Source organism: Corynebacterium sp. HMSC074C03, from assembly GCF_001838285.1.
Taxonomy (GTDB): domain Bacteria; phylum Actinomycetota; class Actinomycetes; order Mycobacteriales; family Mycobacteriaceae; genus Corynebacterium; species Corynebacterium amycolatum.
This window is the reverse complement of sequence record NZ_KV836260.1, coordinates 1-26,400: the sequence shown is the minus strand read 5'-3', so window position 1 is coordinate 26,400 and position 26,400 is coordinate 1. Positions and strand designations below refer to the sequence as shown.

At 57.9% G+C, this 26,400-nt stretch carries 25 protein-coding genes; 12 read left to right on the top strand and 13 right to left on the bottom strand.

All coding sequences use genetic code 11. The annotated features are described in order from the left end of the window. Nucleotides 1-15: 15 nt before the first annotated feature. A complete protein-coding gene (locus HMPREF2847_RS10790) occupies nt 16-1,311 on the top strand; it encodes an alpha/beta fold hydrolase (RefSeq protein ID WP_070852449.1) in 1,296 nt (431 codons plus the stop codon). A gap of 46 nt (nt 1,312-1,357) precedes the next feature. On the opposite strand, the gene HMPREF2847_RS10785 is transcribed toward HMPREF2847_RS10790, so the two are convergent. The 8 genes from HMPREF2847_RS10785 to arsC all read right to left on the bottom strand — a co-directional run bounded on the left by HMPREF2847_RS10785 (nt 1,358) and on the right by arsC (nt 10,542). After that, nucleotides 1,358-3,202: an amino acid ABC transporter ATP-binding/permease protein gene (locus HMPREF2847_RS10785; protein ID WP_070852447.1), complete on the bottom strand. Its 1,845-nt coding sequence runs from the start codon at nt 3,200-3,202 to the stop codon at nt 1,358-1,360. A 1-nt stretch (nt 3,203) separates the two neighbouring features. Then, complete coding sequence (locus HMPREF2847_RS10780) at nt 3,204-5,036, bottom strand: ATP-binding cassette domain-containing protein (protein WP_070852445.1); 1,833 nt, start codon at nt 5,034-5,036, stop codon at nt 3,204-3,206. A 21-nt stretch (nt 5,037-5,057) separates the two neighbouring features. Further along, entirely contained in the window at nt 5,058-6,083 is a 1,026-nt protein-coding gene (locus HMPREF2847_RS10775) for an ABC transporter substrate-binding protein (protein ID WP_049189320.1), read from the bottom strand. Nucleotides 6,084-6,195: 112 nt separating this feature from the next. Further along, a complete protein-coding gene (locus HMPREF2847_RS10770) occupies nt 6,196-7,056 on the bottom strand; it encodes an ABC transporter ATP-binding protein (protein ID WP_070852443.1) in 861 nt (286 codons plus the stop codon). Further along, nucleotides 7,053-8,150, bottom strand: a complete 1,098-nt coding sequence (locus HMPREF2847_RS10765) for a FecCD family ABC transporter permease (protein WP_246822015.1) — start codon at nt 8,148-8,150, stop codon at nt 7,053-7,055. The genes HMPREF2847_RS10770 and HMPREF2847_RS10765 overlap by 4 nt, the downstream gene beginning before the upstream one ends. 142 nt (nt 8,151-8,292) lie before the next feature. Beyond that, on the bottom strand, nt 8,293-8,460 hold the full coding sequence (locus HMPREF2847_RS10760; RefSeq protein ID WP_016422348.1) for an antitoxin: 168 nt from the start codon (nt 8,458-8,460) through the stop codon (nt 8,293-8,295). Nucleotides 8,461-8,602: 142 nt separating this feature from the next. Beyond that, the gene (locus tag HMPREF2847_RS10755) at nt 8,603-10,000 is read right to left on the bottom strand and encodes an MFS transporter (protein WP_049189323.1); all 1,398 of its coding nucleotides are present in this window, start codon (nt 9,998-10,000) and stop codon (nt 8,603-8,605) included. Nucleotides 10,001-10,197: 197 nt separating this feature from the next. Then, complete coding sequence (gene arsC / locus HMPREF2847_RS10750) at nt 10,198-10,542, bottom strand: arsenate reductase (glutaredoxin) (protein ID WP_049189324.1); 345 nt, start codon at nt 10,540-10,542, stop codon at nt 10,198-10,200. A 275-nt stretch (nt 10,543-10,817) separates the two neighbouring features. Between arsC and HMPREF2847_RS10745 the strand changes: the two genes are divergently transcribed. Genes HMPREF2847_RS10745 through HMPREF2847_RS10715 form a run of 7 tightly spaced genes read left to right on the top strand, consistent with a single transcriptional unit; the run spans nt 10,818 to nt 15,910 of the window. Next, on the top strand, nt 10,818-11,948 hold the full coding sequence (locus tag HMPREF2847_RS10745) for a metal ABC transporter substrate-binding protein (protein ID WP_070852439.1): 1,131 nt from the start codon (nt 10,818-10,820) through the stop codon (nt 11,946-11,948). Nucleotides 11,949-11,971: 23 nt separating this feature from the next. Further along, a complete protein-coding gene (locus HMPREF2847_RS10740) occupies nt 11,972-12,655 on the top strand; it encodes a metal ABC transporter ATP-binding protein (protein ID WP_065421351.1) in 684 nt (227 codons plus the stop codon). Beyond that, nucleotides 12,645-13,475 carry a metal ABC transporter permease gene (locus tag HMPREF2847_RS10735; RefSeq protein ID WP_048734944.1) on the top strand — a complete coding sequence of 277 codons (831 nt, stop codon included), beginning with the start codon at nt 12,645-12,647 and terminating at the stop codon, nt 13,473-13,475. Before HMPREF2847_RS10740 ends, HMPREF2847_RS10735 begins: the two co-directional genes overlap by 11 nt. Beyond that, nucleotides 13,468-14,286: a metal ABC transporter permease gene (locus tag HMPREF2847_RS10730; protein WP_048734941.1), complete on the top strand. Its 819-nt coding sequence runs from the start codon at nt 13,468-13,470 to the stop codon at nt 14,284-14,286. The genes HMPREF2847_RS10735 and HMPREF2847_RS10730 overlap by 8 nt, the downstream gene beginning before the upstream one ends. 3 nt (nt 14,287-14,289) lie before the next feature. Continuing rightward, nucleotides 14,290-14,982 (top strand): metal-dependent transcriptional regulator, encoded by a 693-nt coding sequence (locus HMPREF2847_RS10725; RefSeq protein ID WP_048734938.1) that lies wholly within the window; start codon nt 14,290-14,292, stop codon nt 14,980-14,982. Beyond that, the gene (locus tag HMPREF2847_RS10720) at nt 14,949-15,392 is read left to right on the top strand and encodes a hypothetical protein (RefSeq protein ID WP_070852437.1); all 444 of its coding nucleotides are present in this window, start codon (nt 14,949-14,951) and stop codon (nt 15,390-15,392) included. Before HMPREF2847_RS10725 ends, HMPREF2847_RS10720 begins: the two co-directional genes overlap by 34 nt. Further along, nucleotides 15,389-15,910: an AAA family ATPase gene (locus HMPREF2847_RS10715; protein ID WP_048734931.1), complete on the top strand. Its 522-nt coding sequence runs from the start codon at nt 15,389-15,391 to the stop codon at nt 15,908-15,910. Before HMPREF2847_RS10720 ends, HMPREF2847_RS10715 begins: the two co-directional genes overlap by 4 nt. A 13-nt stretch (nt 15,911-15,923) precedes the next feature. Here HMPREF2847_RS10715 and HMPREF2847_RS10710 read toward each other — a convergent pair whose 3' ends face one another. Continuing rightward, nucleotides 15,924-16,889, bottom strand: a complete 966-nt coding sequence (locus tag HMPREF2847_RS10710; RefSeq protein ID WP_070852435.1) for a quinone oxidoreductase family protein — start codon at nt 16,887-16,889, stop codon at nt 15,924-15,926. Between the two features lie 145 nt (nt 16,890-17,034). Here HMPREF2847_RS10710 and HMPREF2847_RS10705 point away from each other — a divergent pair, with 145 nt between their 5' ends. Next, entirely contained in the window at nt 17,035-18,516 is a 1,482-nt protein-coding gene (locus HMPREF2847_RS10705) for an MFS transporter (RefSeq protein ID WP_070852433.1), read from the top strand. An 11-nt stretch (nt 18,517-18,527) separates the two neighbouring features. After that, on the top strand, nt 18,528-18,995 hold the full coding sequence (locus HMPREF2847_RS10700) for a GNAT family N-acetyltransferase (RefSeq protein ID WP_070852431.1): 468 nt from the start codon (nt 18,528-18,530) through the stop codon (nt 18,993-18,995). 48 nt (nt 18,996-19,043) lie between these two features. Here the strand turns inward: HMPREF2847_RS10700 and HMPREF2847_RS10695 are convergent, their stop codons facing one another. Both HMPREF2847_RS10695 and HMPREF2847_RS10690 read right to left on the bottom strand, forming a co-directional pair. Further along, nucleotides 19,044-20,519, bottom strand: a complete 1,476-nt coding sequence (locus HMPREF2847_RS10695) for an NAD(P)(+) transhydrogenase (Re/Si-specific) subunit beta (protein ID WP_070429465.1) — start codon at nt 20,517-20,519, stop codon at nt 19,044-19,046. Between the two features lie 6 nt (nt 20,520-20,525). Beyond that, complete coding sequence (locus HMPREF2847_RS10690) at nt 20,526-22,115, bottom strand: Re/Si-specific NAD(P)(+) transhydrogenase subunit alpha (RefSeq protein ID WP_070852429.1); 1,590 nt, start codon at nt 22,113-22,115, stop codon at nt 20,526-20,528. A 387-nt stretch (nt 22,116-22,502) separates the two neighbouring features. Between HMPREF2847_RS10690 and HMPREF2847_RS10685 the strand changes: the two genes are divergently transcribed. After that, nucleotides 22,503-23,705, top strand: a complete 1,203-nt coding sequence (locus HMPREF2847_RS10685) for an alpha/beta hydrolase (RefSeq protein ID WP_070852427.1) — start codon at nt 22,503-22,505, stop codon at nt 23,703-23,705. 6 nt (nt 23,706-23,711) lie between these two features. Here HMPREF2847_RS10685 and HMPREF2847_RS10680 read toward each other — a convergent pair whose 3' ends face one another. Both HMPREF2847_RS10680 and HMPREF2847_RS10675 read right to left on the bottom strand, forming a co-directional pair. After that, nucleotides 23,712-24,257 (bottom strand): TetR/AcrR family transcriptional regulator, encoded by a 546-nt coding sequence (locus HMPREF2847_RS10680; protein WP_070852426.1) that lies wholly within the window; start codon nt 24,255-24,257, stop codon nt 23,712-23,714. After that, the gene (locus HMPREF2847_RS10675) at nt 24,244-25,740 is read right to left on the bottom strand and encodes an MFS transporter (protein WP_070852424.1); all 1,497 of its coding nucleotides are present in this window, start codon (nt 25,738-25,740) and stop codon (nt 24,244-24,246) included. The genes HMPREF2847_RS10680 and HMPREF2847_RS10675 overlap by 14 nt, the downstream gene beginning before the upstream one ends. Nucleotides 25,741-26,072: 332 nt before the next feature. Here HMPREF2847_RS10675 and HMPREF2847_RS10670 point away from each other — a divergent pair, with 332 nt between their 5' ends. Continuing rightward, on the top strand, nt 26,073-26,318 hold the full coding sequence (locus HMPREF2847_RS10670; RefSeq protein WP_070852423.1) for an IS110 family transposase: 246 nt from the start codon (nt 26,073-26,075) through the stop codon (nt 26,316-26,318). The last annotated feature ends 82 nt before the right edge of the window (nt 26,319-26,400 follow it).

The following is a 26,400-nucleotide window of genomic DNA, read 5'->3' as shown; positions in this document are numbered from 1 at the left end:
AGGAGCGGTAGAGACTTGGCATCGACGAGTACTGCAAGCAGGCATTTTGGGCACATTATTAAGGAACACACCCTTGAGGTTCCCTGGGATCCTTTTACCGGGGCTGCGGATGCTGCGACATTTGAGCTCTTCGCAAGGGAGATCTATGCGCCGGGAAATGAGGACGCGCCGGCAATTGTTTATTTGCAGGGCGGCCCGGGTTTTCCGGCACCGCGTCCGGTGGGAACTAGCGGAGTAATTGGTGAGGCGCTGAAGGAATTCCGCGTGATTCTTTTGGATCAACGGGGGACGGGGCGCTCGCATCGAATTGATGCGGCCAATATTGCGGAAATTCCGGCCGCGCGGCTTGCGCAATTGCGTCAGGAATACATTGTCGAAGACGCGGAAGCATTGCGAAAGCATTTGAGCATTGCGAAATGGTCGCTGTACGGCCAGTCCTTTGGCGGTTTTTGCATTACTTCATATCTCAGCCGGTATCCGCAATCCGTGGAGCACGCTTACCTCACAGGTGGTTTGCCTGTTCTGGACTGTGGCGCTGATGACCTTTATCGCACGACATATGGGAAGCTGCGCACCCGCCACGAGCGCTTTTATCGCGAGTATCCTTGGGCCGACAACCGCATTCGAGAAATCTGTGCGCACCTGGAGCAATCTGCAGAAACTCTCCCCACTGGTGAGCGTCTGAGTTCTCGTCGATTCCGAACCATCGGAATTGAATTGGGCCGCGGAGATGGATTCCACAATCTGGCGTATTTGTTGGAAGAGCCATTCCACATTCGCAATGGTGAAAAGCAATTGCGCACTGATTTCCTAGCCGATGTCGGATCCCGTGTGAGTTTCGCTGAGGGTCCGCTATACGCTGCGATTCACGAATCCATTTATGGTGGCGTCGGGGACCAGCCCACAACTAATTGGGCAGCTCACCGCATTCGCGAGGAAATTCCAGGTTTCGAAGAAAATGCCAATCCGGCAGGAGACGAGCCGTTTTACCTCACCGGCGAGCACATTTTCCCCTGGCAATTCGACGAAGATCCCACGCTCATTCCTTTCAAGGAAAAGGCGGAAGCATTGGCGCAGCACACCTGGGAAAGCTCACCGTATGATTCCGCGCGCTTGCTTGCCGACGCTCCGACCTCGGCAGCCGCGGTTTATCTCGACGACATTTTCGTACCGTTCGAGTACTCGATGGCGACGGCCAACTGCTACCGGGATTTGCGGCCACATGTGACCAATGCATTTCAGCATGACGGTATTCGCCACGATGGCGCGGCAATCTTTGCACGGCTCCGCGAGCTCGTCGAGGATCACTAGGCGAGTATCCGAGCGCTGAGTCTTAGCACGGAGAGCTAGATTGAGCCTAGACCTCGGCGCGCGCAAGTCGAGCAAAGGCACCGTCGGCGCTCAAGAGGTTGTCATAAGTGCCGCGTTCGATGAGCTGGCCGTTTTCAATGACCAGGATGTCATCGGCCTCGGTCAGAGTCTGAAGCCGGTGTGCAATGAAGATGCAGGTCGCTCCACATGTGCGGGCATTGTCGACGATACGAGCCTGTGTCAGCGGATCCTGGTGGCTGGTGGCTTCGTCGAAAATGACAATCTTTCCGGTGAGGTGTGCACCGGGGCCGTTGGGCACGGAGCCGTCGGCAAGTACCGCTCGTAAGTAGGTACGAGCCAGCGCTAGTCGTTGACGCTGACCACCGCTAAGCCGCTGCGCGCGGCGGCCGATGGGCCTATCCAGCGGCATCTCAGCAGGGTTGATGGCAGCGAGTTCGAGTGCCCAGTGCATCAGCGATTCGGGAACCTCGCAGCCATCAGGTGCGCCGAGACACAAATTCTCGGCGACAGTGGCCTCCATGAGAAAAGGATTCTGATCTGCGACAACAACTGCTCGGCAGACATTGGTTGAGCCGAGGTCACGGGCATTGTGACCATTGATGATAACCTCGCCGACATCCGGATCGACATGCCGTTGGATTAGCCGGGAGAGTGTGGACTTGCCCGAACCGGTTGGTCCGACCACACCGATGAACTGGCCTGTGGCAATGCGCACGTTGATGTTGGTCAGCGCAGGGTTATCGGCGCCAGGGTAGCGGTAGCTGACATCTCGTAGTTCGAGGGCAGGGACAGGGTCGGCGGAGTTGGCCCGGGTGGCTAGCGGGTGTCGCGGTTCCAACTGATTCGGCAACTCCAGCTGCTCCGGCTGCCGCGGTTCGTCCACAGTCGGTGGCTGCGCGGCTAGCTCTCTAATCCGAGTGACTGCATTGAGCCCTGCTGGCAGAGAAGATGCCAGGCGCTCGATCGAATCCATCGATGCAGCTGTTCCCGCCACCAGGGACGTCGCCACCAAAACGGCAGGGAGCATTCGGTAATCGGCGGAAAGAGCCGGGATACCAGCACAAAAGACAGCGATGCTGCCGCCCCAAATCCGAAGCCCAGTCGCACCAGAGCGCAGTCCAGCCCGCTTGCCACCTGCACGCATCTTCTGGGTGAGCTGCTCGTCGAGCTCACGCAGTCCCCGCAGCCGCTGCTCGGCTGCGCCGTAGATGAGGATTTCCTCCCGAAGTCGCAACGTATCAGCGATGTACTGCGCAACTTCCGTGCGTGTGGAGTTCGTTGCGGAGGCCTCCGCCGTCGCCTTCTTAGCGCCTGCGAACGCAATCACAAAGCCAACCGCAAAGGTCAGTGCCAGAGCAATCGCAGGCAGTGCTCCGGCCGTCAATGCCGCTGTCACGACCGCCAGCAGAGGAATTAATACGGCCGTCACCGCGGGCGCAATTGTGTGCGCAAAGAAGACTTCCACACGGTCAACATCACGAATCGCAATCGTGTGGATCCTGGCAGTACCCAGCCCATCGGTTACCGCGGGCGCCTGCGGGATAAGACGCTCGACAATCCACAACCGCAGCTCACCGAGCAGCCGAAATGCCGCCAAATGTCCGAGGTACTGCTCGACATACCGCAGAATCGCTTTCAGCAGCGCCAGCCCTGCAATCACGCCAATGACCGCCCAGGTCCACGTCATGCCCATGCTTTGCGACGAGCCGGCTGCGTCCCACTTCGACAGCGCAATTGTGGCAATTGCCCAGGCAGGCACGGCCAGCATTAATGCACCCAGTATGTGCCCAACCACGCGTGCGAGGATAGATGCACTGAGCGCTCCGCGAGCCTGCGCGGAAAAGCGCAGCAACCAGATGATGTTGTTCATGTCAGCTCTCCTCGGTCAGCGCCCGTGCGTAATACTCATTGCTTGTGCTCAATTCGTCGGGGTTGCCCGTAGCCACAATCCGGCCTTCAGCGACGACAATGACCAGGTCAACGTCCGATAGTGCCTCCATTCGGTGAGCGACCATGATGCTTGTTCGGCCTTCAGCAAGCCTGGTCAAGGACTCCTTGATGAGACCTTCCGTCCGACGATCGATGTCCGCTGTCGGCTCGTCGAGAAGCACAATCGGAGCAGTACCGAGCAGACCACGCGCAATGGTCAGGCGGCGTCGTTGCCCGCCCGAGAGCCAATTGCCCTGATCGCCGACCTCCGAATCGAGACCACCAGGGCGCTGCTCGATTTCGGTGAGTAAGTGCACGTCGCGAAGTGCTTTTCGCATATCGACGGCCGTTGCGTCCGGGCATGCGATGCGAAGATTGTCCGCGACGGTGGTGCCGAAAATGGCTGGTTGCTGGGAGATGAGTAGCGAGTTGGCGAGCAACTCCGGGGTTGAAAGCGCGTGGCCGTCGAGGGAGACTTCCCCGGAATGCGGCTGCAGGCCTGCGAGTACACGCAGGAGTGTGCTTTTTCCGGAACCGCTGGGGCCAACGATGCCGACTCTGCTGCCGGCTGGAATTGTCAGGTTGATATCGGAGAGAATGCGCTTTTCGCCGATGTCAACGGTCACATCGCGGAGGGAAATCTCCGGTGCGTGCTGTAAGTGCGGTGCCTGCGGCGCGGAGGCATCGGTGGAATGCGCTGTCGCGGCTGTGGACGCTTCAGCTGGAGGTTCACCGAACATCTCCACAATTCCATTTCGATGGGTGCGTCCACCGAGTCCGATGTAGAAGGTTCGGCCGACACGATTAACGGGCTCGTAGAGCAGAACGGATAGAAAAACACCTGCGAGAGCCGTGCCGACACTGATTGCGCCGGCCTGTAAACGCAGCAGGACAAGGCCGATTGCTGTAGTCGACATTGCAATGCCAAAAACCGCATCGTTGACAATAATCATCAGCTGATTGCGGGCGAGCAGGGCAGTGAGCTCAGCCATTGCAGTGCGAGTTTGGCTGGCAAAACGTGCCATGACCCGGTCAATTGCTCCAAGAACTTTGAATGTGCCCAGCCCTTCGAGCATTTCCAAATACGCATGTGTGGCCTTCGCTTGCTTTCGGCGATACGTCGCATTGGATTTCCGCAGGATTTTTCCAGCACCAATAATGATCAACGGCGTGGAAATGAAAAATAGTGCCAGCCACAAGGCGGTCTTCGTATCCACCCACAAAGCCCAGACCACCAAAATGATCAGTGGAGCACTAAACGAGGCCAACGTGGGAGCGAGAAATGTCGCTCGGTAATTCGCGGTCTGTTCGACGCTTGTGGTCGCGGCATCGAAGAGTAGGCCTTCGCCAGTGTTGGCGGCGCTTCGGTCTGCGTGACCGGATTTCCCGCCACCGTGCCCTTTCCCATGCGAGCGCTTCGGGGCCTGTTCAGGAGCAGAAAACTCCGGCTTCAGCACACTGCCAACCACATGCCAGCGCCACAGCTTTTCCTGCTCACCAGCTAGCCGTGGTGGCAGGGCCTCGGTGACATAAGCACAGAGGCTTCCCAGAATGACCGCCACAATTGCAGCGGCCAAAGATTCATAAAGCCCCCAATCCCCAAACCAATTGCCGCCACTGGTGTCTGTGATACCGCCGTGCAAACTGCTGAGAGCATCGAGCGCGTGTCCAAGAGACACAGCACTGAGAGCGAAGAAAAAGCTACGCCCCCAGCTGGATAACAAAACCCAGTGCATTCCGCGGGGAGGCGAAGTCAGTGCTTCATGAATCCACATAGCGACGTGAAAACCTATTTTCTATTTAGCCAGCGCGTCAGCGATCTCACGCAGTCCATCGGGTATGTGCATACCGGCGGTGCCAGAGGTCGTCTTCGCATCGATCAGTTGCACTCGATCATTCTTGACCGCAGCGACGTCGGCAAGCGCCGGATTATCCAGCAACTCCTGGAATGGAGCCTTGCCCTGTCCGTGGAAATCCTGAATCAAAATGACATCCGGATTGAGCTGCACAATTGTCTCCGGATCAGCGGGAACGGCACCCGGGCGCTTGCCCTTTGGCGAAATCGGCTCGCCACCGGCCAGCTCAACGAGATTCGTCGTCGCCGACTGCATTCCCATAATCATCTTCTGACCACCGCGGGCAAACAGGACCAGCGTTTTTGGCTTAGTTGTGGAATCAATTCCCGAGAGAATCTCTTCGGTTTCCGATTCAATCTTGGCAACCATTTCGGCCGCCTTGTCCTCGGCTCCGAGCAACTTGCCGAGCGTGGTCACCGATTCTGCCAACGCCTTCGGCGAAGCGAATTCACTGCTGGAAAACGCAGCGGTCGGAACATCGCTGGCGCCCAGCAGCTTGCTTGCCGACTGCTCCTGATCATGGCGGCTAGTCATCAACACCATGTCTGGCTCATAGGACAGAATCTGCTCCGGATCCGGCTTCGTGGAGTTGGCAATTGCATTAGGCACCTTACGCGCCAGCTCAACCTGATTACCAGAGGTCTCATCGAGCGCGTTCTTCGTCACCGCGACGACACGCTCTGGCCCAACCAGTTCCAGCGCCAGATCCGCAACTTCGGTCGACAGTGCAACGATGCGCTTCGGCTGACTCTGCACCGTAACGTCATGGTCGCCGACTGTCACAGTCCGCGGCCACTGCGCCTGCTTGTTTGTCGCAGTTTCGCTTGACGACGGCTGCTGCGACGCCTCCTCCGAAGAGGAACAGGCGACCATCGCAGCGAGTGGAAGCGCTGCAATCAATGGCAGAGTGAAGGCCTTTTTAGAGTTTCGCTTCAAGGCAGAGATAGGAGAAGTTGGTGAAAACATGAAAGTACTTCCTTGCTTGTTGAGTTTTGATTGTTGGGAAGGTTTTCGGTTGCATTTTCGCTAGCTGGAATCAGTCAGCCCGAATCAGACACTCTGAATCAGTTAGCCGCAATCAGTCAGCCGGGCGAGCCCGAGCCAACGCCGTCACTCGCACCGAACCGGTATGTGGATCGGTATCGACAGCACTGGAGATGCGATAAATCGCATCTATTCGGGGAGGTGTTAGCACCGCTTCGGCGGAACCAGTGACTTCCAATCCGCCGTTGTGAATCACACTGAGCCGGTGACAGCTGCGGGCCGCGAGGTTGAGGTCATGAAGAACAACTCCGATACCGTGGCCTTCGTCGGCTAGCTCGCCGAGCAGCTCGAGGATTTCCAGCTGAAACCCGATGTCCAAGGCCGCAGTGGGTTCGTCGAAAAGCATGACCTTGGCCTGTTGTGCCAATAGCTTTGCGATGAACACCAATTGCCGCTGCCCGCCGGACAGAGCCGTGATAGGACGGTCGGCGAGTGCGGTGACACCAACGCGGTCGAGAGCGTAGGCGACGATGTCGTGGTCCGTGGAGTTTAGTGAGCTGCGGAAACGGTCACGCCGACGGTGGTGCGCGTACCTGCCGAGTGCCACGACAGTTCGAACGTCAATAGCAGCATCGGCCGGTGTGTGCTGTGGCAGGTACGCCAATCGAGTGGCGCGTTCGTGGGCACGAAGCTTCGTCAGCGGCGTGCCGAGGAGCTCAATCTGCCCCGAACTCGGTGTCACAATGCCAGCCAAAGCACGGAGCAAGGAGGATTTTCCGGTGCCGTTGGAGCCGATGATGCCGTGGACTTCGCCAGGTCGAATAGCAAGGTTCACGCCACTTACGACGGTCCGATTGCGGTAACCGACACTGAGATTGGTAGCCCGCAGCAGCGCGGTGCTGTCGGTGTCTGGCTTAGTGACGTGGTCGCTGAGGTTTTGTGTCTGCTGACTCATGATTGGCGGCCACCTTGCCGAAGAATCAACGCGAGTAGCGCAGGTGCGCCAAGGAACGCGGTGACTGTGCCAGTTTGCAGTGCAACTGGGGAAAAGAGACTGCGGGCGACGAGGTCGGCGAGAATGAGAAACACTGCGCCGAGGCACATAGAAATGGGCAGCAGGCTGCGGTGATCGGGGCCGATGGCAAGGCGAATCAGGTGAGGGACGACCAATCCGACAAAGGAAATAACGCCGGTGACAGCGACGCCCGCTGCCGTGACTAAGGCACCCAGGGCGAGTAGCAGTTGCCGGATCCAGACTGTGCGCATACCAGTGGCAGCGGCCTGTTCTTCGCCGAGGAGGAGCAGGTTGAGTTCGGGAATGAGCGTCATCAAGATAACTGTGCCGACGGTAATGGGGCCGACTGCCAGCGCAATGTCCTGCCAATTGGCAGCAGTTAAATCGCCGTTGAGCCAGAACATGGCCTGTTGAGCGTCATCGCTGTGTGGCGCGTTCGCGATGGTGGCGGCGATGACTGCGCCGAGGAACGCATTGAGTGCAATACCGACGAGCAACAGGGTGGCTCCGCTGCCGCCATTGAGACCGGCGACGATCTGGACAAATATGACAGCCAGCAACGCGCCTATGAACGCGCCTGCCGAGAGGACCCACGGCGCTTTCGCGGCCACGCCAGTGACGATGAGAATAACGGCTACCACTGCTGCACCGGAGGAGACACCGGTAACTCCAGGTTCGGCCAGTGGATTGCGAAAGACTGCCTGCATGGTTGCGCCTGCGACAGCGAGCGAGGCACCGACCAGCCCCGCCAACAGGACACGGGGCAGCCGGATGCTCCAGACAAGTGATTGCGTAGCAGGGGATATCTCTGGCAGAAGGTGGTTGAGAGCTGGGAGGTCGTCGGAAAGCGTATTGATGAGCGGGGTGAGCAGTGCGACGATGCCGTTGCTGAAACCTGTTCCCGCGGGGCCGATGGAGATCGCCAAGAGGATTGTGGCGGGGACTGCGAGGAAAAACAGGAAGCCGAAGAGCCGGGCTCGAAGTTTTTGGTTTCGAGTACGCGGAAGAGAAGCTCTATCGACAATAGTTTTCACTTGGTTAATGATGGACAAGTTGAAAATAATTGTCAATAAAGCAGTATCGGGGGGTCTGTGGGATCTCCTAAGGACAGCAAAACCCCGCACCAGCTCCCCTGTGAAAGTGGGGTGCTAATGCGGGGTGAAGAAGCTCTGTAGCTTACTTCTTGTCGCCCAGGCGCTCGTCTGCCATGTCGCGAACCTTCTTGATCTGGTCAGCCTTGTCCTCGCCGAGCTTGTCCTTGCCCAGCTGCTCAGCCTTGTCCAGAACCTTGTCGGTGTTCTCTTCGTTGCTCAGTGCTTCCTTGGCCTTGTCCATAAGTCCCATGGTGAAGACTCCTTCCATTCGTAATGTCTACTCGCGTTTTTTCGTTTGTGACATAGAGTGTACCGATGAATTGGCGACCTTGCGACCGTATTGGACTCACGGAGTGAATCCGAGATCCGGCTAGCAAAATCGTGACTGACGGCTATTGAGCTGTTTTGGTGCGGGCTTCATCTGCCTTGTGCATGACATCGCGCTCGTACTTGCCGACGAACATCATGAGGACAAACGCTATAGCGACAACGCCAATGAGGGTCGCGAATGTAACATTCCAGCCTGCGAAGTCGATCAAGAGGCCGACACCAGTCGAGGCGAGTGTTGCGCCGAGAAGGTATCCAAACAATCCAGTGAAACCAGCTGCGGTTCCCGCAACATACTTAGGCGAGAGGTCGATGGCCTGCAGTCCGATGAGCATGATTGGACCGTAAATGAGTGCGCCGATCAGAGAGATGAGCACGTAGAACATCCACAATGGTGCCGTAGCGGGTAGCTGCCAGTACGCGAAAATGGTGATGCCGGTGCCGACCAGGAAGAGCATGCCGGCGCCTGATCGCCAACCCTTGAAGACCTTGTCGGAGACCCATCCGCACAGCAAGGTGCCCACAATTGCTGCGCCCTCGTAGAGCATGAATCCGATGATTCCGCCCGTGACGTTGGTCTTGTGCAATTCGTTTGTCAAGTAAATCGGAATCCAGTTAAGAACTCCGTAACGGAGTGCGTAGACGAACACATTGGCCAGCGCCAGCATGACGATAACCGGATTGGTAAGAACATGGTTCTTGACGATTGTGAACCAGGGTTCTTGTGCCTCGTCATTAGTTCCTTCGACCTTGTCCGGGTCGTTCCGGTATTCCTCTACCGGAGGCAGACCCATGGATTGCGGGTTATCTCGAATCAGCAGGAATGCGATGGCGGCAATCACGAGCGCGACAATTGCCGGTAGCCAGAATGCGGGAGTCCAGTCGGCGTCGGAAGTGGCGAACGAATGCAAGCCCCAGGCTGCCAGAGCACCGCCGACGGCGGCGCCGACATTGTGGGCAGTGTTCCAGATCGACATCAAAGTGCCACGCTCGGATGTCGAGAACCAGTGGACGACAACTCGTCCAGAGGGCGGCCAGCCCATGCCTTGGAACCAACCATTGATGAACATGACTGTCGCGAATATTGCAACAGAGGCGCTGATGGCTGGGACGAACGCAACAAAGAGGTTTACGACCGCGGACAGTGCTAGGCCAAGCGGGAGGAAGTACCTGGCATTGGCTCTGTCGGAGAGCATGGCCATGAAGAATTTGGATAGGCCGTAGGAGAACAGAACTGCATTGGCTACGATGCCGATTCCGGCTGCGCCAAGTAGGTCGTGCTTTTCCAGTACGGCGGACACCAGGGGGATGTTATTTCTGATGAGGTAGAAGCCCGCGTAGCCGATGAAGATGCCCATGAACACGTTGAATCGCCAGGTTCGGTAGGTCGGGGCAATTTTTTCCTCGGGGAGGGGAGCTGCTGGGCCGGGTGCGCTGAGCCAGCCGAGCCTCTGACTGCTCATAATGACAGTCCTTTCGCTGAAGGCCGCCGTTGCCTCTAATGCGACCTGTGCGGGTGGTTAGGGCAGCAGGCGGGGAGCTTTATCGTTTCAGCGTTGAGTTTACAGAGACTTCAGTCTCTATTAACGGGGCATTAACCTCCCGGCCTTGGAGGTCTTTGAGAGGGGTTGGCGTAAAAGCAATTAATGCTTGCCACTGCCTAGAGAATGTCATTAATGGCCTCGGTGGGGCGAGCCATCCTTACCCCCTTATTGGTGACGACAAACGGGCGCTCAATCAGGCGTGGGTGTGTGACCATTGCGTCCAGCAGTTCCTCGTCGCTGGAGTCCTTGGAGAGTCCCAGTTCCTTGAACTCTGCTTCCTTGGTGCGCACGGCATCGATGACGCTCAGGCCGGCCGCCTCGATTAGCGAGCGCAGCTCGGTCTTGGTTGGAGGAGTGTCTAGGTACTTGATGATCTCCGGCTCGATTCCGGCCTCGCGTAGTACGGCGAGAGCTTGGCGGGACTTTGAGCAGCGGGGGTTGTGGTAAATCTTCGCTTCCATGTCTCCATCATGGCTGATGTTGTGGTGTGGCGGTTGATGGAGCGGTGTAACTGTATGGGGTGAGACCTTGTTCATTATTTATCCTGAAAGGCTGTAAAGCCAACAACACTTAAGTTCAATAGGTTGAAAATAGTTGTCGTTAGGTTTACTCTCACACGTGATAGATGAACGGCGAAGTGCGCTCCAACCGCCCCTAAGGTGACCAGATTTACTGAAGCGGCCGGTCAGCGTAGCCGTCGTAAAGCAATAACAAACAATCAAGAGCGGACACCAACATGACAATTTCCGGAAAACTTTCGCGATCAGCTAAGTCCATGTGTGCGGGCCTTTCGATCTTGCTAGCGGGCGCTGGCCTTGCAGCGTGTGGCGATGGCAGTGAGGGAGCCAGCGGCGAGAACCCAATCAACGTCGTGGCTTCCACGACGCAGATTTGTGATTACGTGAAGCAGCTGGACATCGATGAAGTTGATTTGACGTGCCTGTTGGCGCCGAATGCAACAGCACATGAGCTCGAAATGACCCATGAGCAGCTGACCAAGACTGGTAACGCCGATCTCTTGTTCGTCAACGGAGTCGATCTGGAGCACTTCCTGGACCAGGCGATTGAGTCGTCAGGCTTTTCCGGAACGATGGCAGTGACCAGTGGCGTCCTCACGGCAGCTGACGTCGACGCTATGAAGGCGGACAAGGACCTGGATAAGACGAAGCCACTGCCACCGGAGGAAGCGAAGAACGGCAACTACACCATTGACCGCGGCGTGGAAAAGGTCGATGTCGCCCCGTGGCCATTCCCGCCGGAAGAACCCGGTGAGCAGGCAGAATTCCGCTTCGATCCGCACGTGTGGACCTCACCGAAGAACGCTAAGATACAGGTTGCCAACATTGGCTACGCCCTGGAACAGGTTGCTGAGGAACGTGGTGACAATGAGCTGAAGTCCACTATCGCCGACCATGTGGCTGCCTACCAGGAAAAGCTGGATCAGCTGGATGACTGGGCAACTAAGTCCATCGCCAGTGTGAACAATCCGGTGCTGTTTACCAGCCACGATGCGTTTGGATACTTCTCCCACGAGTTCAATATCAACTTCATCGGCGCAGCGCTGTCTGATTTCAATGAGCAGCAGGATGCCACGGCCGCGCACATCGCAAAGGCCGCGAAGACCGTGAAGGATTCGGGTGCAACCGCGCTGTTTGCGGAAAACTCGAATAACTCTAAGTCAATTGAGGCAATTGCCAAGGCCGCGGGTGTCAAGGCCGTCGTCGGCGAGGACGCCCTCTATGGCGACTCCCTTGGTCCGGCCGGAAGTGCTGGCGAGACCTACATCGGTTCAATCATCCACAATGTCACTCAGGTAGTGACTGCGTGGGACGGAACCGTCGCGCCGCTGCCGAAGGACATCAAGTGACCCCTAGCGACCCAGTCGATCCCATGTCTGCCAACCTCATGTCTGCTAACGCCATAGTCTCGCTCCGCGATGCCTCATTCGGCTACACAGCGGTGCCCATCGTCAGGCACATCACCGCCAGTGTCGCGCCGGGCACTGGGCTCGCGCTAATCGGTGCTAACGGCTCCGGTAAAACCACCTTGCTGCGTGGAATTCTGGGTGGGACTCGTCTTCTCGCCGGTGAGATGCATAACCGTGCGAAGACTGTGTCCTACGTCCCGCAGTCGGCAGACCTCGATCGCACTTTTCCGGTAACGGCCTTCGACGTTGTCGCAATGGGCGTCCTGCACGAATTGCGCCCCTTCCAGCCGCTCGGCCACCGCAAAGAGCGCATCCGCGCAGCGCTGGCCAAAGTAGGGCTCGCCGACCGCGCCAGCGAACGCTTCGGCAACCTCTCCGGCGGCCAACAACAACGCGTCCTGTTAGCGCGCGCCATTGTCGCACGCCCGCAGCTCGTGCTTCTCGACGAGCCGTTCAACGGCCTCGACACCGAAAACCGGGCCGTGCTGTTGAACCTTCTCAACGAACTGAAAGAAAACGGCACAGCGATTATCGCTGCCACCCACGATCTCGTGCTAGCTGAAGAGACCTGCGAAAACACATTAATTGTGGCAGAACAGCCAGCCTTTGGTGCGACCTCGAAGTTGGTGCCAGCCTATGTGGACTGAGCTTGCGAATGCGCTTGGGGTTGCGCCTTTCATGTTCAGACCACTGGTGCTGCTGATTGCCCTCGGGGTGGTTTCCGGTCTGGTCGGTGTCATTGTGAACCTGCGTGGTCTTGAGTTCAACGCAGAAGCCATGGTGCATTCAATATTTCCCGGGATTGTGGCCGGTGCCGTATTCGGCGGCATCGACATGATTATCCCGGTGGCAGCCGCATTTGCGGTGGTAGTGGCAGTGGCGCTGACTTTGGTATCGCGCTCGCACATGTCGGAAGCTGGGGTTGCAGTTGTGCTGACCAGTTTCTTTTCCATCGGTGTGATTCTCTCGCTGAAGAAAGGCGACCAGTCAGGACAGCTGGAGGCGCTCATGTTTGGGCGACTATTGGAAGTCACCGACTCCCGTCTCACCAGCGCCCTGATTGTCTGCGCCATCGCTTTGGTTCTTATCGCAGTGACGTGGCGTCAGCAGGTGTTTGTCGCCTTTGACCGCTTCGGAGCCCAAGCCACCGGCATCAATGTGTGGGGCGTTGACCTCACCATCAATGCGGCAATCGCTGCGGTGGTGGTGTCGTCGGCAAGCGCAGTGGGCGTGCTGCTGGTGGTCGGCTACCTGGTCGTACCGGGAGCAGCGGCGAGACTGCTGACGCGCCGGGTGCATGTGATGGTGCCGATTGCGATTGCAGTGGGCTGTCTGAGCGGAATCGTTGGTTTGGCACTGGTGCCTTTGGGGCCGGTGTCGCCACAGGCCGTCGTGGCGCTGACGTCGGTGGGACTGTATTTCGTGGCGCTGGGACTGCGTGCGGTGATCGGAGGAAATCGTGTCTAGCATCCTGATTCTGCCGATTATCGAACTGATTTTGGTCGGAGCCCTGGCTGGTGTAGTTGGGGTACTCGCGGTGCTGGGCAGGCAAGTGTTCTTCGCAGAAGCGATTACGCATGCGACCTTTCCCGGCGCGGTCGTGGGCGTTGTTATCGCGGCAGCGCTTGGACTGAGCCACTCGTGGATATCTGTCTTCCTCTTTATCGGTGCATTTCTGATGTGCATTCCCATCGGTGCACTGTTCGGTCTCTCAAGAGTGGGAACGACCTCTTCGGCAGCGGGAATCGTTCTGACCTTCGGGTTTGCGCTGGGGTACTTCCTGAACAAGTGGTTCGCCCCGTTGCCGGTCAAGGTAGAGAGTTTCCTGGTCGGCAGCGTGCTAAATGTGAACAAGATTGATATTGCGCTGTCGGGTGGACTCTTGCTGCTGGTGGCGTTGGTGCTCTTGGCTCGGTGGCGGCAGCTGGTTTTCTTCACCTTCGATCCGGAGTCTTTCGAGGTAGCACATTCGAGGAGAAAAGCACAGTTGGTCATCAGCGGGCTGATTGTGTTGACTCTGGTGGCGCTGATTCCGGCGGTGGGTACGATTCTGTCCATCGCGCTGTTGGCTGCCCCTGCAGCTGCGCTTGTTGGGGTAGTAAACGATACCCGTTTGCTATTCGTGTTAGCACCATTGATGGGGATCGCGATTGGCCTGGTGGGATTGTTCATTGCAGTGGCAACCAACCTGTCAGTCGGTGGCTGCATTGGCGTTTGTGCCGGTTGTTTCTATGTCCCCCTCAAGATTGCGTCAACACGCAATAACGCTAAAGTCTAAAGAATGCACGTGGAGGATTTACCAGCAAAGACCCAGGACTACCTCAAGGTCATTTGGGATTTGCACGAGCGCACCGGTGAAAAAGTGGCACTTGGCGATGTCGCTGAGCGGATGGGTGAGAAGAAGCCCACCGCCAGCGAGGCTGTGAAGAAGCTGGCTGCACGTGGTCTTGTTATTCACGAGCCGTACCGGGGCATTAGCCTTTCAGATCGCGGGCGCGATATCGCGTTGGTGATGGTGCGACGCCACCGGCTTATTGAAAGCTTCTTGGTCTCGACGCTGGGATACACCTGGGATGAGGTTCACGAGGAAGCGGAAAAGCTTGAGCATGCGGTCTCGGAGGATTTCATTAGTCGTATTGATGCGATGCTGGGATTCCCTGAGCGCGATCCGCATGGTGATCCAATTCCCAGCGCAAGCGGTACCATCGCCAACGCGGTGCGCACCGACCTGACGGATATCGAAGTTGGCGAGATGGTTGTGGTCGATCGCATCAACGACTCCGACCCGGAATTGCTGCGCTACTTGGCGACATCAGGGGTTGGCCCGGGAACCGTGCTCCGCGCAGAAGCCGCACCATATTCGGGTATGCACGTCTTCGCCATCCTCGATGAGGTGGGCGATGCCGAACCAAAGAAAATTCATGTGGCAGACTCGGCTCTATGGGCAATCAAGGCGACTCCAACGACGAACTGACCAGAGCCGCCGCGCGCTCTTACTATAAGGTGTCGCGGAATCTCAGTGGGCCGACCAAAGTGCCGCCCGCACCGTCGGTTTCGTTCGACAGTGTTAAGAGTGCTCGTCGGCAGGCATATACCAGCGTCGAGAGCTTTGATGTGCCGTTGAATGCCATCGCTATCTCGTCCGCTGAGCAGCAGGAACACATGGCTGACATCGAAGGTCGCTTGAAGGCCTCGACCAAGGACATGCGAGCACTGCTTGACTACGAAGAGCAGCGCGTTGCGGTCACCAGCACTGTTAAAGAAGCAATCGTCTATACGCTGCTGGCCATACTCCTTCTGGCAGCGGCCATCGGACTTGGCTATGCCAGCCACCTGGGCGCCGATGCGATTCTCAATGCCGGGGCGGAGGTGATGCCGCGATGAGTAAAGGCTCAGGTTCCGACAACGGCTGTGCGATGGTCATTGTCGTCTTTTTCTTCTTCGGCCTGATTATTCAACTCTTCGGGGTCACGCTGTGGATTCTGCAATTTGTGTTGCCAGTTGCAGGCCTGATACTTGCGATTCTCATTGGATATCAGGCATGGGCCGGTGTGCGCCGCAGCGCTGAGGCCCACGAGCTCGCCGAGCGGAATCACGCCCAGCTGCAGCAGATCGCCATGGACACGGAGTACCAGCTCACCGCAATCCTCTCTGCTTGGGACAACGTGAACACCACAATGGGCGTTGGCACCATCTACAAGGATGTATTTGCCTCTGGAGAGGCTACGCCGGAGCTCATCGAGCTGCGCGGTGAACTCTCTCGTGCCCGCAAGCTAAGTAATCGATTGCGCGAGCAGCGCGAAACTATGACCAACCGGGAGCTGCTGGAAGCCATCTCTGATGCCGACGAACTGTGGTGCTCGTTGACGAAGACATATCAGAACGCCCGTCGAGAGCTGTAGTAACGCACTTGCATTACTCAGCAGTCATCACAATCTTGCCGTCAGCGTGTCCGTCTTCCAATACTCGGTGGACCTCCGCGACCTCGGTGAGGTTTTTAGTCAGGCCGATAGGAAGTGAAATCTCACCGGCAACCACGCGGTCGGCCAGGTCGGCATAAATAGTCGTGTCATTCGAAATAGCCGGGATGTGTGCCTCAATGCCGCGTTCCTTCGCCGGTGTTAAATCGGCCAGCGAAGGCAGCGCCACAATCCGACCATCCGATGCCAACACATCCAGTGAGGGCAGGAAAGTGTCGAAGTACACGCCGTCAAGGACAACGTCCACGCCTTCGGGGAACTGTTGTCGCACAGCCTCGAATACATCTTCTGCTGTGTAATCAATGTGCTGCGCGCCAAAGCCCACTAGTTTTTCATGATGGCGTGACGACGCACTGGCCAACACAGTTGCGCCACGGGCGACCGCCAGCTGCGTCATCAGCTGGCCAACACCGCCACCGGCACCATGAATTAATACGGTGTCCTCGCTTTTTACCTTTGCAAGCTGCTCGACAGCCACGGTCGCCGTGATTCCCACTAGGGCAAGGCCCGCAGCGGTAACGTCGTCAAGCGAATCGGGCGTTCGGACCACACCGTCGGCGGGGAAGACGTTGTGCGTTGCGTAGGTGCCGCGGAAGTCGTCGAAGCCGCGCATGCCAAAGACACGGTCGCCGGAGACGAAGCTGTCCACACCTTCGCCGACGGCAACGACTTCGCCAGCGGCTTCGCGTCCGAGTACCGCGGGAGGGGTGAACTTTGCGCACAGACCGGAAGATCCATCGCGCATCTTGTAGTCCAGCGGGTTTGCGCCGATGGCTGTGGTTTTGACCAGGATTTCGCCGGGGCCGGGCTCTGCAGGGGTGCGGGGAACCTGCGTGAACTCCTCGGGGCCGCCAAAGCGATTGATGATCATTGCGTAAGACGTCGAGTTATTGTGTGCCATTCCACGATGGTAGGTGAGTTCGGCAGCGTTGGGGGCATGCGACGCGTACGGGGTGCGACCCGTAGGGTGCCTACGCTCTGCATACGTTCCAGCTTTAGAAACTTGCGGGATTGAGTTCACATATTCAGCGCGTATAAATAGTGGAATGATGCAACAAAATCAGACGACTCCAGATCCCCAAAGGTGGCGAATACTCTCAGTTCTACTGACGGGTATCTTTATGGCGCTGATTGCTGTGAGCATCGTCAATGTGGCTCTGCCCAGCATCCAGACCGGGCTTGAGGCACGTGACGCGGATGTGCAGTGGGTGCTCAGCGGCTATGCCTTGTCATTTGGTGTAGTTCTGGTGGCTGCGGGGCGAGCAGGTGATTTGCTCGGCCGCGGCGGGCTCTACATCCTTGGCATGGTTATCTATACCCTCGCCGCTATCGCTGCAGGCTTTGCCCCGAGTATTGAGATGTTGAACGTTGCTCGCTTTGTTATGGGCATCGGTGCCGGATTCTTTAACCCGCAGGGTGTCGGCATGATTCAGCAGTATTTCAACGGACGTGAGCGAGCCATCGCTTTCGGCTATTTCGGCACTGTCGTGGGTGTTGCAGTGGCCATCGGCCCGCCGCTGGGTGGATTGCTCATCCGTCTCGGCGGCCCCGACCTGGGTTGGCGGCTGACCATGCTGGTCAACGTCCCGGTTGGCATCCTCACTATTATTCTTGGGCTCATATTCTTCCCGCGCCCCTACCTGTGGCGACTTCGCAATGCAGACGGCAAACCAATTGGTCTTCTACGCACAATTCGTGCGCTTGACCCAGTTGGTTCATTGTTGCTGGGGCTCACCGTCCTCATGGTCATGCTGCCGTTTATGGAGTCGCGCGGCTCCGCATGGGTATGGGCCATGCTTCCTGCGGCAGCAGTGCTGCTTGCGGTGTGGTTGAAGTGGGAAAAGCACATGAAATCCACACCGACCGCGCCGATGGTGGATTTGGATATTTTCCGGCTCCGCCACTTCCGCAACGGCGCGATTATTGCCACATTATGGTTCTTCGGTACGACCAGTATCTGGGTGCTCGTGGCGCAGTACTACCAAAATGCGCTGGGGCACTCGGCATTGGTGTCCGGTTTGATCGGTCTGCCCGCAGCGGTACTCAGCTCGTTTTCTGCGAACTGGGCTGGCCACCACTTGGACAAGGGAGGCCGCAGGATTGTCATCGGCGGCATCGCCATCTCGATTACCGGGCTGCTGCTGACCGTGGGGGTCATCGCGCTGCACAGCAAATTCGGTGTCAGCGAGTACTGGATGATTCTCACCTTGTGCTTCGTTGGCGCCTCGGGCGGATTGGTTATTTCGCCAAATCAGGCACTGTCCCTGCGTGATGTGCCATTGACCTACGCCGGTGCCGCAGGTGCAGTGTTGCAGACCGGCCAGCGCATCGGTACTTCCGTCGGTCTGGCGGTTATTCTCGCGGTTACGTTTGCGGTAAAGGATGCATTTAATCGGGAGGTCGGTGCTGCCGCTGGCTTCCTCACCATCAGCACGGCCTTCTTCGCGACACTGCTTGTGGCCGTGGCCGACGACCGCGGCGACACAAAAGCGGTGAATCTCTCGCGTATTGCGGAGCCACCGCATTAGTATCGAATCCCATGATTGAGAGAGCTTTCTTTTCCGACCTCAGTGCGACCGATGCGTATGCCATCTCGGCGCTGCGTACCGACGTGTTCTATCTTGAGCAGTCCTGTGAGGAGCCGGAAATGGATTGGCGCGACCTGGAAGATACCGCAGAGCACTATTTCATCCGCGACGACAATGACTCCCGCAAGATTATCGCGTACTTGCGTGTAATTGACACGCTCGATGAGTACTCGTCGACCTACCCGCGCACTATCGGCCGCGTTGTCGTCGATGCTGCGAGCCGGGGTAGGGGGTTGTCCTCGAAACTGCTGCAGCAGGTCATCGCTGACCACCCGGATACGGGGCTGATTCTGCATGCCCAGACGCAGGCGAAGGCTGTGTACGCAAAAGCCGGCTTCCATGAGGTCGGGGAGACCTTCATGGAAGCCGGCATTGAGCACATCACCATGGTTCGTGATGCAGCCCGTGGCGAAGCCTAGGAACTAATCGCCTAGGTTCCGGTTGGTACGGCGTTGCTTACTTCGGGTTTAAGCGTTGACCTTCGAATCCGCCAGGATGCGATTCAGGGAGTCGATGCTGGCCTTCGCATCGCCGATAAGCATGTCGGTGTTTTCGTTGAAGAACAGCGGGTTCTGCACGCCCGAGTAGCCCGAACCCATCGACCGCTTGAGAACAATCACGCGCTCAGATTCCCACACCTTCAGCACCGGCATACCCGCAATCGGGGAGCCCGGCTGCTCTGCCATCGGGTTGACGGTGTCATTTGCACCGATGACCAGGGTGACATCCACATCAGCGAAATCATCGTTGACCTCGTCCAGCTCCAGCACGATGTCGTAGGGAACCTTGGCCTCAGCCAGCAGCACGTTCATGTGACCCGGCAGGCGGCCAGCGACTGGGTGGATACCGAAGACCACTTCCTTACCGTCGGCACGCAAATTGCGTACCAGATCGGCGACGGCGTACTGAGCCTGTGCCACAGCCATACCGTAGCCCGGAGCGATGAGGATCTTGTCCGCGTTGCGCAGGATTTCTGCAGTGTCCTCGTGGTTGACCTCAGTGTGGGAGCCTTCCACAGCGCTTGCCGACGTAGCTTCGGAGCCAAAGCCACCCAGAATAACGTTGGCAAAGGAGCGGTTCATGGCCTCACACATGATGTATGACAGGTAGGCGCCGGAGGAACCAACCAGCGCACCGGTGATGATGAGCAGCGGGTTGCCAAGCATGAGACCGGTGAAAGCAGCGGCCCAACCGGAATACGAGTTCATGATGGACACGACAACCGGCATGTCGCCGCCACCGATGGCGATGACCAAGTGCCAGCCCAAAAACAGGCCCAAAGCAGTCACAGCAACCATGCATGCCCATGCGATGGTGCCGCCCTCGGTGCCGGTTGCGATGAAGACAGCCAGGAGAACCAGAGTGACCACCAGAATGGCAATGTTCAGAGCATTGCGGCCTGGCAGCAGCAGCGGCGAGCCCTTGATCTTCTCAGACAGCTTCAGGCCAGCGACGATGGAGCCAGTGAAGGTCACAGCGCCGATGAAGACGCCAATGTAGACCTCGCCGAAGTGGAACTTCAGGGCATCGGGGGCGACATCTTCGGCGAAGATGTACGAGTTGAAGCCGATGAAGATAGCGCCGAGTCCAACCAGACCGTTGAACAGTGCAATCAGCTGCGGCATACCAGTCATGGCAACGCTGCGTGCGCGGGTGATACCGATGACACCACCGATGCCGATAGCGACAGCGATGAGAATTAGGGTAATCAGCGGGGAGAAGTGAGTATCCGGCTTGGTGTCAGCGGTGACGAGTGCCTGAAAGATGGCAATGACAACGGCGACGGCCATGCCGGCAATACCGAAGGCGTTTCCGCGGCGAGCGGTCTCCGGCTTGGACAGGCCCGAGAGGGCAGCGAGGAACAGGACAGCGGCGACAATGTAGCCGACGTTGGACAGACGGTAGGTCCAGTCCAGAAGCGAAGCAGTATCAATGCTAGCCATTAGACTTTATGCCTCCTCTTTCACGAACATGCCAAGCATGCGGTCGGTGACGGCGAAACCGCCGAAGATATTGATGGAGCTGACCACGATGGCCGCGAACGCGAGACCGGAAACCAGCAGGTTGGAGCTTCCCACCTGGAGAATCGCACCCACCAGAACAATGCCGGAAATCGCGTTGGTCTCAGACATCAGAGGTGTGTGCAGGCGCGGCGTGACCGCAGAGATCACGTAGAAGCCAAGCACGATAGCCAAGGTGAGAACCATGAAGTTGGCGCTCACGCTGTGCGGCGCGCTGAGCATAACCACAATTGCCAGCAATGCCGTCAGACCCAAAGCAATCTTCGAGCCCAGGCTCGATCCCATGAAGGAAACCTTCTCCGGCGCATTCTCTTCTAATGCAGCCTGCTGAGCCTGCTGTTCCTGCAGCGGGGCAGCAGGGGTGACAGCGACCTTGATTGGCGGTGGTGGCCAGAGAATCTCAGCTCCGGTAGCGCCGGCACCATTCTGTGGGCGAGCCTTTGTCACCGTGATGCCACGGATAATCTCGTCCTCGAGATTGAGAACTGGAGAGCCATCCTTTTCTGGCGTAATCAGCTTGAACAGGTTGAAAATGTTCTGGCCGTACAGCGACGATGCCTGTGCGGGCAGACGCCCTGCAAGGTCAGTGTAGCCGATGATGGTCACCCCGTTGTCAGTGACAATGGTCTTACCTGGAACGGTCACCTCGCAGTTACCGCCACCGGCGGCAGCCATGTCAACGATGACGCTGCCCGGCTTCATAGCTGCAACATCGGCAGCAGTCAGCAGCAGCGGAGAGCGGCGGCCCGGGATATTCGCGGTGGTGATGACAATGTCAGCTTGCGCGGACTGCTCGGAGTAGAGTTTCGCGGCAGCGGCAGCCTGATCATTGGTCATTTCCTTGGCGTAGCCATCTTCGGACTTCTCAGTGGCGGCCGGAATCGGGATGAACTCTGCACCCATCGATTCGACCTGTTCACCGGCTTCAGGGCGCAGGTCTGTTGCCTTGACAATCGCGCCCATAGAGTTGGCGGTACCGATTGCGGCAAGTCCGCCGACACCAGCGCCGATGACGTAAACGGTAGCTGGCGGCATCTTGCCTGCGGCAGTCACCTGACCAGTGAAAAGGCGACCATACGCAGCAGCCGCTTCGACTACTGCGCGGTAGCCACCGATGTTGGCCATCGACGACAGCACGTCCATCGACTGCGCCCTGGAAATACGGGGAACCGCATCCATAGCAAGGGCAGTGATGTTGCGGTGCGCGAGCTCTTCGACCAGCTCTTCGTTACGCCCTGGCGCAAGTCGGCTAATCAGCATGGCACCGTCGTTAAGCAGTGCACGGAACTGCTCCGGCGGAGTGTCGAGCGTTACGACGATATCGCTGTGCCAGACAGACTCGTCGACAATGGTGGCGCCGGCGGATTCGTAGTCCGCGTCGGTGAACTTAGCAGCCAGGCCGGCGTCAGCCTGCACGGCGACCTCGTAGCCAAGCTTGACGAGTTTGCCGACGGTCTCCGGGGTCGCAGCCACAATTGTTTGCTGGGGATCGGGTTCTAGGGGGATGCCGATTCTCATTGTGGGAGTTCTTTTCTGTTCGGGGGTTTTATTAAGGGCCATGCGCACTCGGTTGTCGGTTAACAGTGAGCGTGGGCGTGACCGCTTTCTCCTTGGTGTCAATAAGGTATGCGCTGGTGGGGAGGCAGCGGAGGCGTTTGTGGAAAAAGGTAATAAAAATATGTGGGTAACGGTGGTGAGGTGGGTTTTCTGAATCTGTGCACTCTTAGAAAGGGGGTAGGAAATGGGGGTAATAGTGCTAATTGTGGGCGAGAGTGAACATTTGTAGCGCCCTGAATGATTGTTTGAGGGGTGAAGTATGGGGGAGGATGATTCTGTCTTTACGTACGTATTTACGCATTAGGTAGATTCGTATTCCAAGGTTTTTGGCAAGAGTTAAGGAAAACGATGATTGGTTCACTAAGTGCCGCCGGAAAGACCGTGTCGGCATCCCTCCGAGGGCAAGGGCGTACGTTCTCGAAGGTGGTTGCTCTCTCGCTCGCAGCTGGTGTAGTTCTCGGCGGACAGGTGCCAGCACAGGCGGCACCGCGCATTGGTCAGCTACCGGACATCACTGCACGCGAAAGCACTATTGACTACCAGAACTCGGAAACCGTGGACAAAATTGGCGGTGGTCTGGTGGATGTCATGGGTGGCGTGAACCGCGTCATCTCCGGTGGCGAAAGTGGCCATATCACCGAGCCGTTCGACCCAGAGGCGGGGCAGCTGCGCAAGGAGTTCGGAGCGATGGGCTCCCATCCAGTTGCCGCAATCCGCGAAGCAATGCCATGTGATGGTGTCGTCTACACCATCTATAACCGCGTACTGCGGGACCTCCACGGTCTCCACGACACCACCGGCTGCTACGACGTACTGCCTGAATCGGCCAACGCCTCCCCAGTTGGCGCGCAGCTTATCTACCCGGCGGATATTGACTCCATGGAGTCTGCGCCACTGATGGTTCTCAGCCCTGGCATTGGTACTGAGCCGGGTATGTACGACGCGCAAGCGCGACTCTATGCAAGCCACGGATACGTCGTGGCCCTTGGCTACAACTTCACCAACTGGTTCGCGCCACAGATGGTGCTGGCAGCTTCAGTTGCCGCAGCGGCCAATGAGGACGAGTCCACACCACTTGCAGGCAAGATCGATTTCTCCCGCACGATGCTGGTCGGGCACTCTGCGGGTGGTGGCTCCGCAATCTTCCTGAACAACAGGATGGATAAAGCCTTCCAGGCTGCGGGTATCGATATGGTCACCCGCGGTCTGGTTGCCATCAACCCAGGGCCTTCCGACGCTGGACTAATCTCCACACCGCCGGAGATTCCAAGCCTGGTGGCCATTGCGGAGCACGAGGACATCGTTCCTTTTGATGCGGATCGACGTGGTTACCGCGATGCTGAAGGGCCCGCCTGGGAAGCGGTAGTCACCGGTTCCTACCACGGCACCTACCTGGATGATCCGTCCAAGAATGTGCTTGGCTCGCTGGTGCTGTCCTTTAGTGAGTTTGTGCTCGGCGGAACGAGTCGAGCAAAGGCCGTCTATGAGGGTGCTAACTACGGCCTGGCTACTGACTCCGAGCTCAAGGACGTTCAGCGCAAGGGCGTTTAGAGCTGGCTACTCCATCGACTCTGGAATCAGCTTTGCCGCGGCCTCGGCGATTGCCTTACGCTGTGCTTTCGTGAGCTGATTGCCGTTGAGATAGTCGTTGGCCCAGAGTCCATCGGAAATCATTTGGACAACGTAGGCCATGCAGGCTTCCTCATCGGTGGCAATCTGTTCTACCGGCGGATTCCACCGGCGCAAAAGGCGCGTCCAGATCTCGCGCAGCTCCGGGTCGGCGGCAGAGTCGATGGACATGAGTAGCTCGGCCCTCGTTGCCGTATCCAGTGAGACCTGGAGGTTTGCGCGTAGGCGGTTGGCGGGGGATACCTCCTCTGCGGGCCCACCCGCGGCTTCGATAAGCTCCTCTTCCCATAACTGCGCCATGTGCTCATGGACGCTGCGAATCATGTCTTCGCGGGAGGGGAAGTGGTAAATCAACCCTGATTTACTCATTCCGCATTGAGTTGCGACATTTTCGTAGGTGACCTCGGAAAAGCCACTTGTCTCGATAATCTCAACGATTGTGTCGAGAATGGCAGTGCGCTTACTCGTGCGCATATTCAGTCTCCTTCGGGTTGCCGCGAAATGCCACCGCAGTCGCAATCGCTGCAATGACAGCAACGACAGCCAGGATAATCAAAATGGCCAGGTAGGAACTGTCGAGGCCGGCGCGGGCGCCGTCGTTAAGCGCTGGCGTGTGAAGTGCATCGGTGAGTGAGATGCTGGCGTCGACAGGCGTGAACAAGGCGTAGAACATGGGCAGGAGGCTGCCTGTGATTGCGACGGTGATTAGTGTGCCAAATTCGTAGGACACGGATTCCATCGCCGCCGCCATACCGGCCTTTGACCTCGGGGCTGAGCCGATAATCGCGGTCGACGACACCGACATCACAGAACCTGCGCCCGCGCCGAGCAGTATCAATCCTGCGATCATGAGCGGGAAATTGTCCGAGGAAACACCGTAGTACATGCCTGCCAGGCCGATGGCGTTGAGGAGGAATCCGCCGGAGATGAGTGTGCGGAAACCCACTCGATGCAGCACCATGCCGCCGATGACACCAACTGGCAAGGACGCCAGTGCCGCGGTGGCAACTAGCAAGCCCGCGTCGAGTGGTGTGTATCCGACGGAAATCTGGAAGCGCTGCGTCGTCATCAATTCGGCGCCTGCCAGGACAAACATGGCAAGCGCGGCTGCCAGCACGCCACCGGAAAACATCCGCGAACGGAAGACGGAGAAGTCGATGAGGGGTTCAGTGAGACGTGCCTGACGACGCTGAAACAGTACCGCGCCCACTAGCCCGCAGGCGATAGCTGCGACGATGACGGTGGAGGAGCGATGACCAGCGAGTTCCTTAATGAGCGAAACCAGGCCCAGCATGGCCAGCATCGCGTAGAGGCTGGTGAGGAAATCCCAGCGCTTGGCTGGGTTGGGCTGATTCGGCGGAGCAAAAATCAGCGTGCCAATGATTGCGAAAATTACTACAGGGATGTTGATAAGGAAGATTGAGCCCCACCAGAAGTGCTCCAATAGGAAACCGCCAACGACGGGGCCAGCGGCGGCACCCAGTGTTGCCGTGGCAGACCAAATGCCAATAGCTGTGGCAAGTTCACGAGGGTGGTGGAAGGTCTCACGTAGCAGTGCGAGGGTCGCCGGCATCATGGTCGCGGCGCCCAGTCCTAGACAGCCGCGGGCGATGACCAGCGCCCAGGCGTGCGGCGCAAAGGCCGCGGCCAGGGAAGAGAAGCCAAAAATTGTCAGGCCCACAAGAAACATCTTGCGGTGACCGATGCGGTCGCCCAGGGTGCCGGTGCCGAGGAGGAGTGCAGAAATCACCAGTGGGTAGGCATTGATGATCCACAGGCCCTCCAATTCGGTTGTGTGGAGCTGCTCGCGCAGAACCGGCAGAGCAGTGTAGAGCACCGAGTTATCTATGCCGATGAGTAGTAGGCCGGCGCTGATGATAGCGAGGAAGATCCACCTGTGGGTGACTGAAGTGGGCGGAGTAGCCCTTGTGGAAGCGGCGTGGTCGGTACTTGTCATTCCAATAACTGTAACGAACGTTCGGTTTAGTTACAACTTTTTGAAGGGGCAACGATTTAGGTCTAGAAAATTCAAGAAAAGTACGCTAATCCCCCTCCAAGGAGCCGGTGAAAAAGTGTCTGAGTTGAAGGCATTATTGAGGTACGAATTCACGACCGCCGTTCGATCCGTTACCGTGATGGTGTCCCCCTCACGGGGGACGGTCACCGGGCCCGGCATGGCTTATCTGCCCTGTAGTTTCCATGATCCGGGGGTGTTGCCACCGGGCACCGGGGACAACCGCTGACAGCTAATAGGGCCACGGACCAAACAGAGGTCTCGTCGTAACGTGGGTGCCTGCAACGGATGTCCAAGACACCGGCGACCTGCCGCAACAGAAGGACACCATCATGGAACCGTCCGCAACACCCGAAATCATCATCGGCCTCGACGTCGGCAAAACCGGCCACCATGCCTGCGCGCTGACCAACACCGGCGAGAGAATTTACGACAAACCACTGCCCCAAGACGAAGCCGCATGGCGTGAAATCTTCGCGTCCATGCAGGCCCACGGCAGCGTTCTCATGGTCGTCGATTAACTCAACACGATTGGTGCCTTGCCCATCGCCGTGGCCCGCGACTGCGGTTGCACGGTCGGAGACCTCCCCGACCTAGCCATGC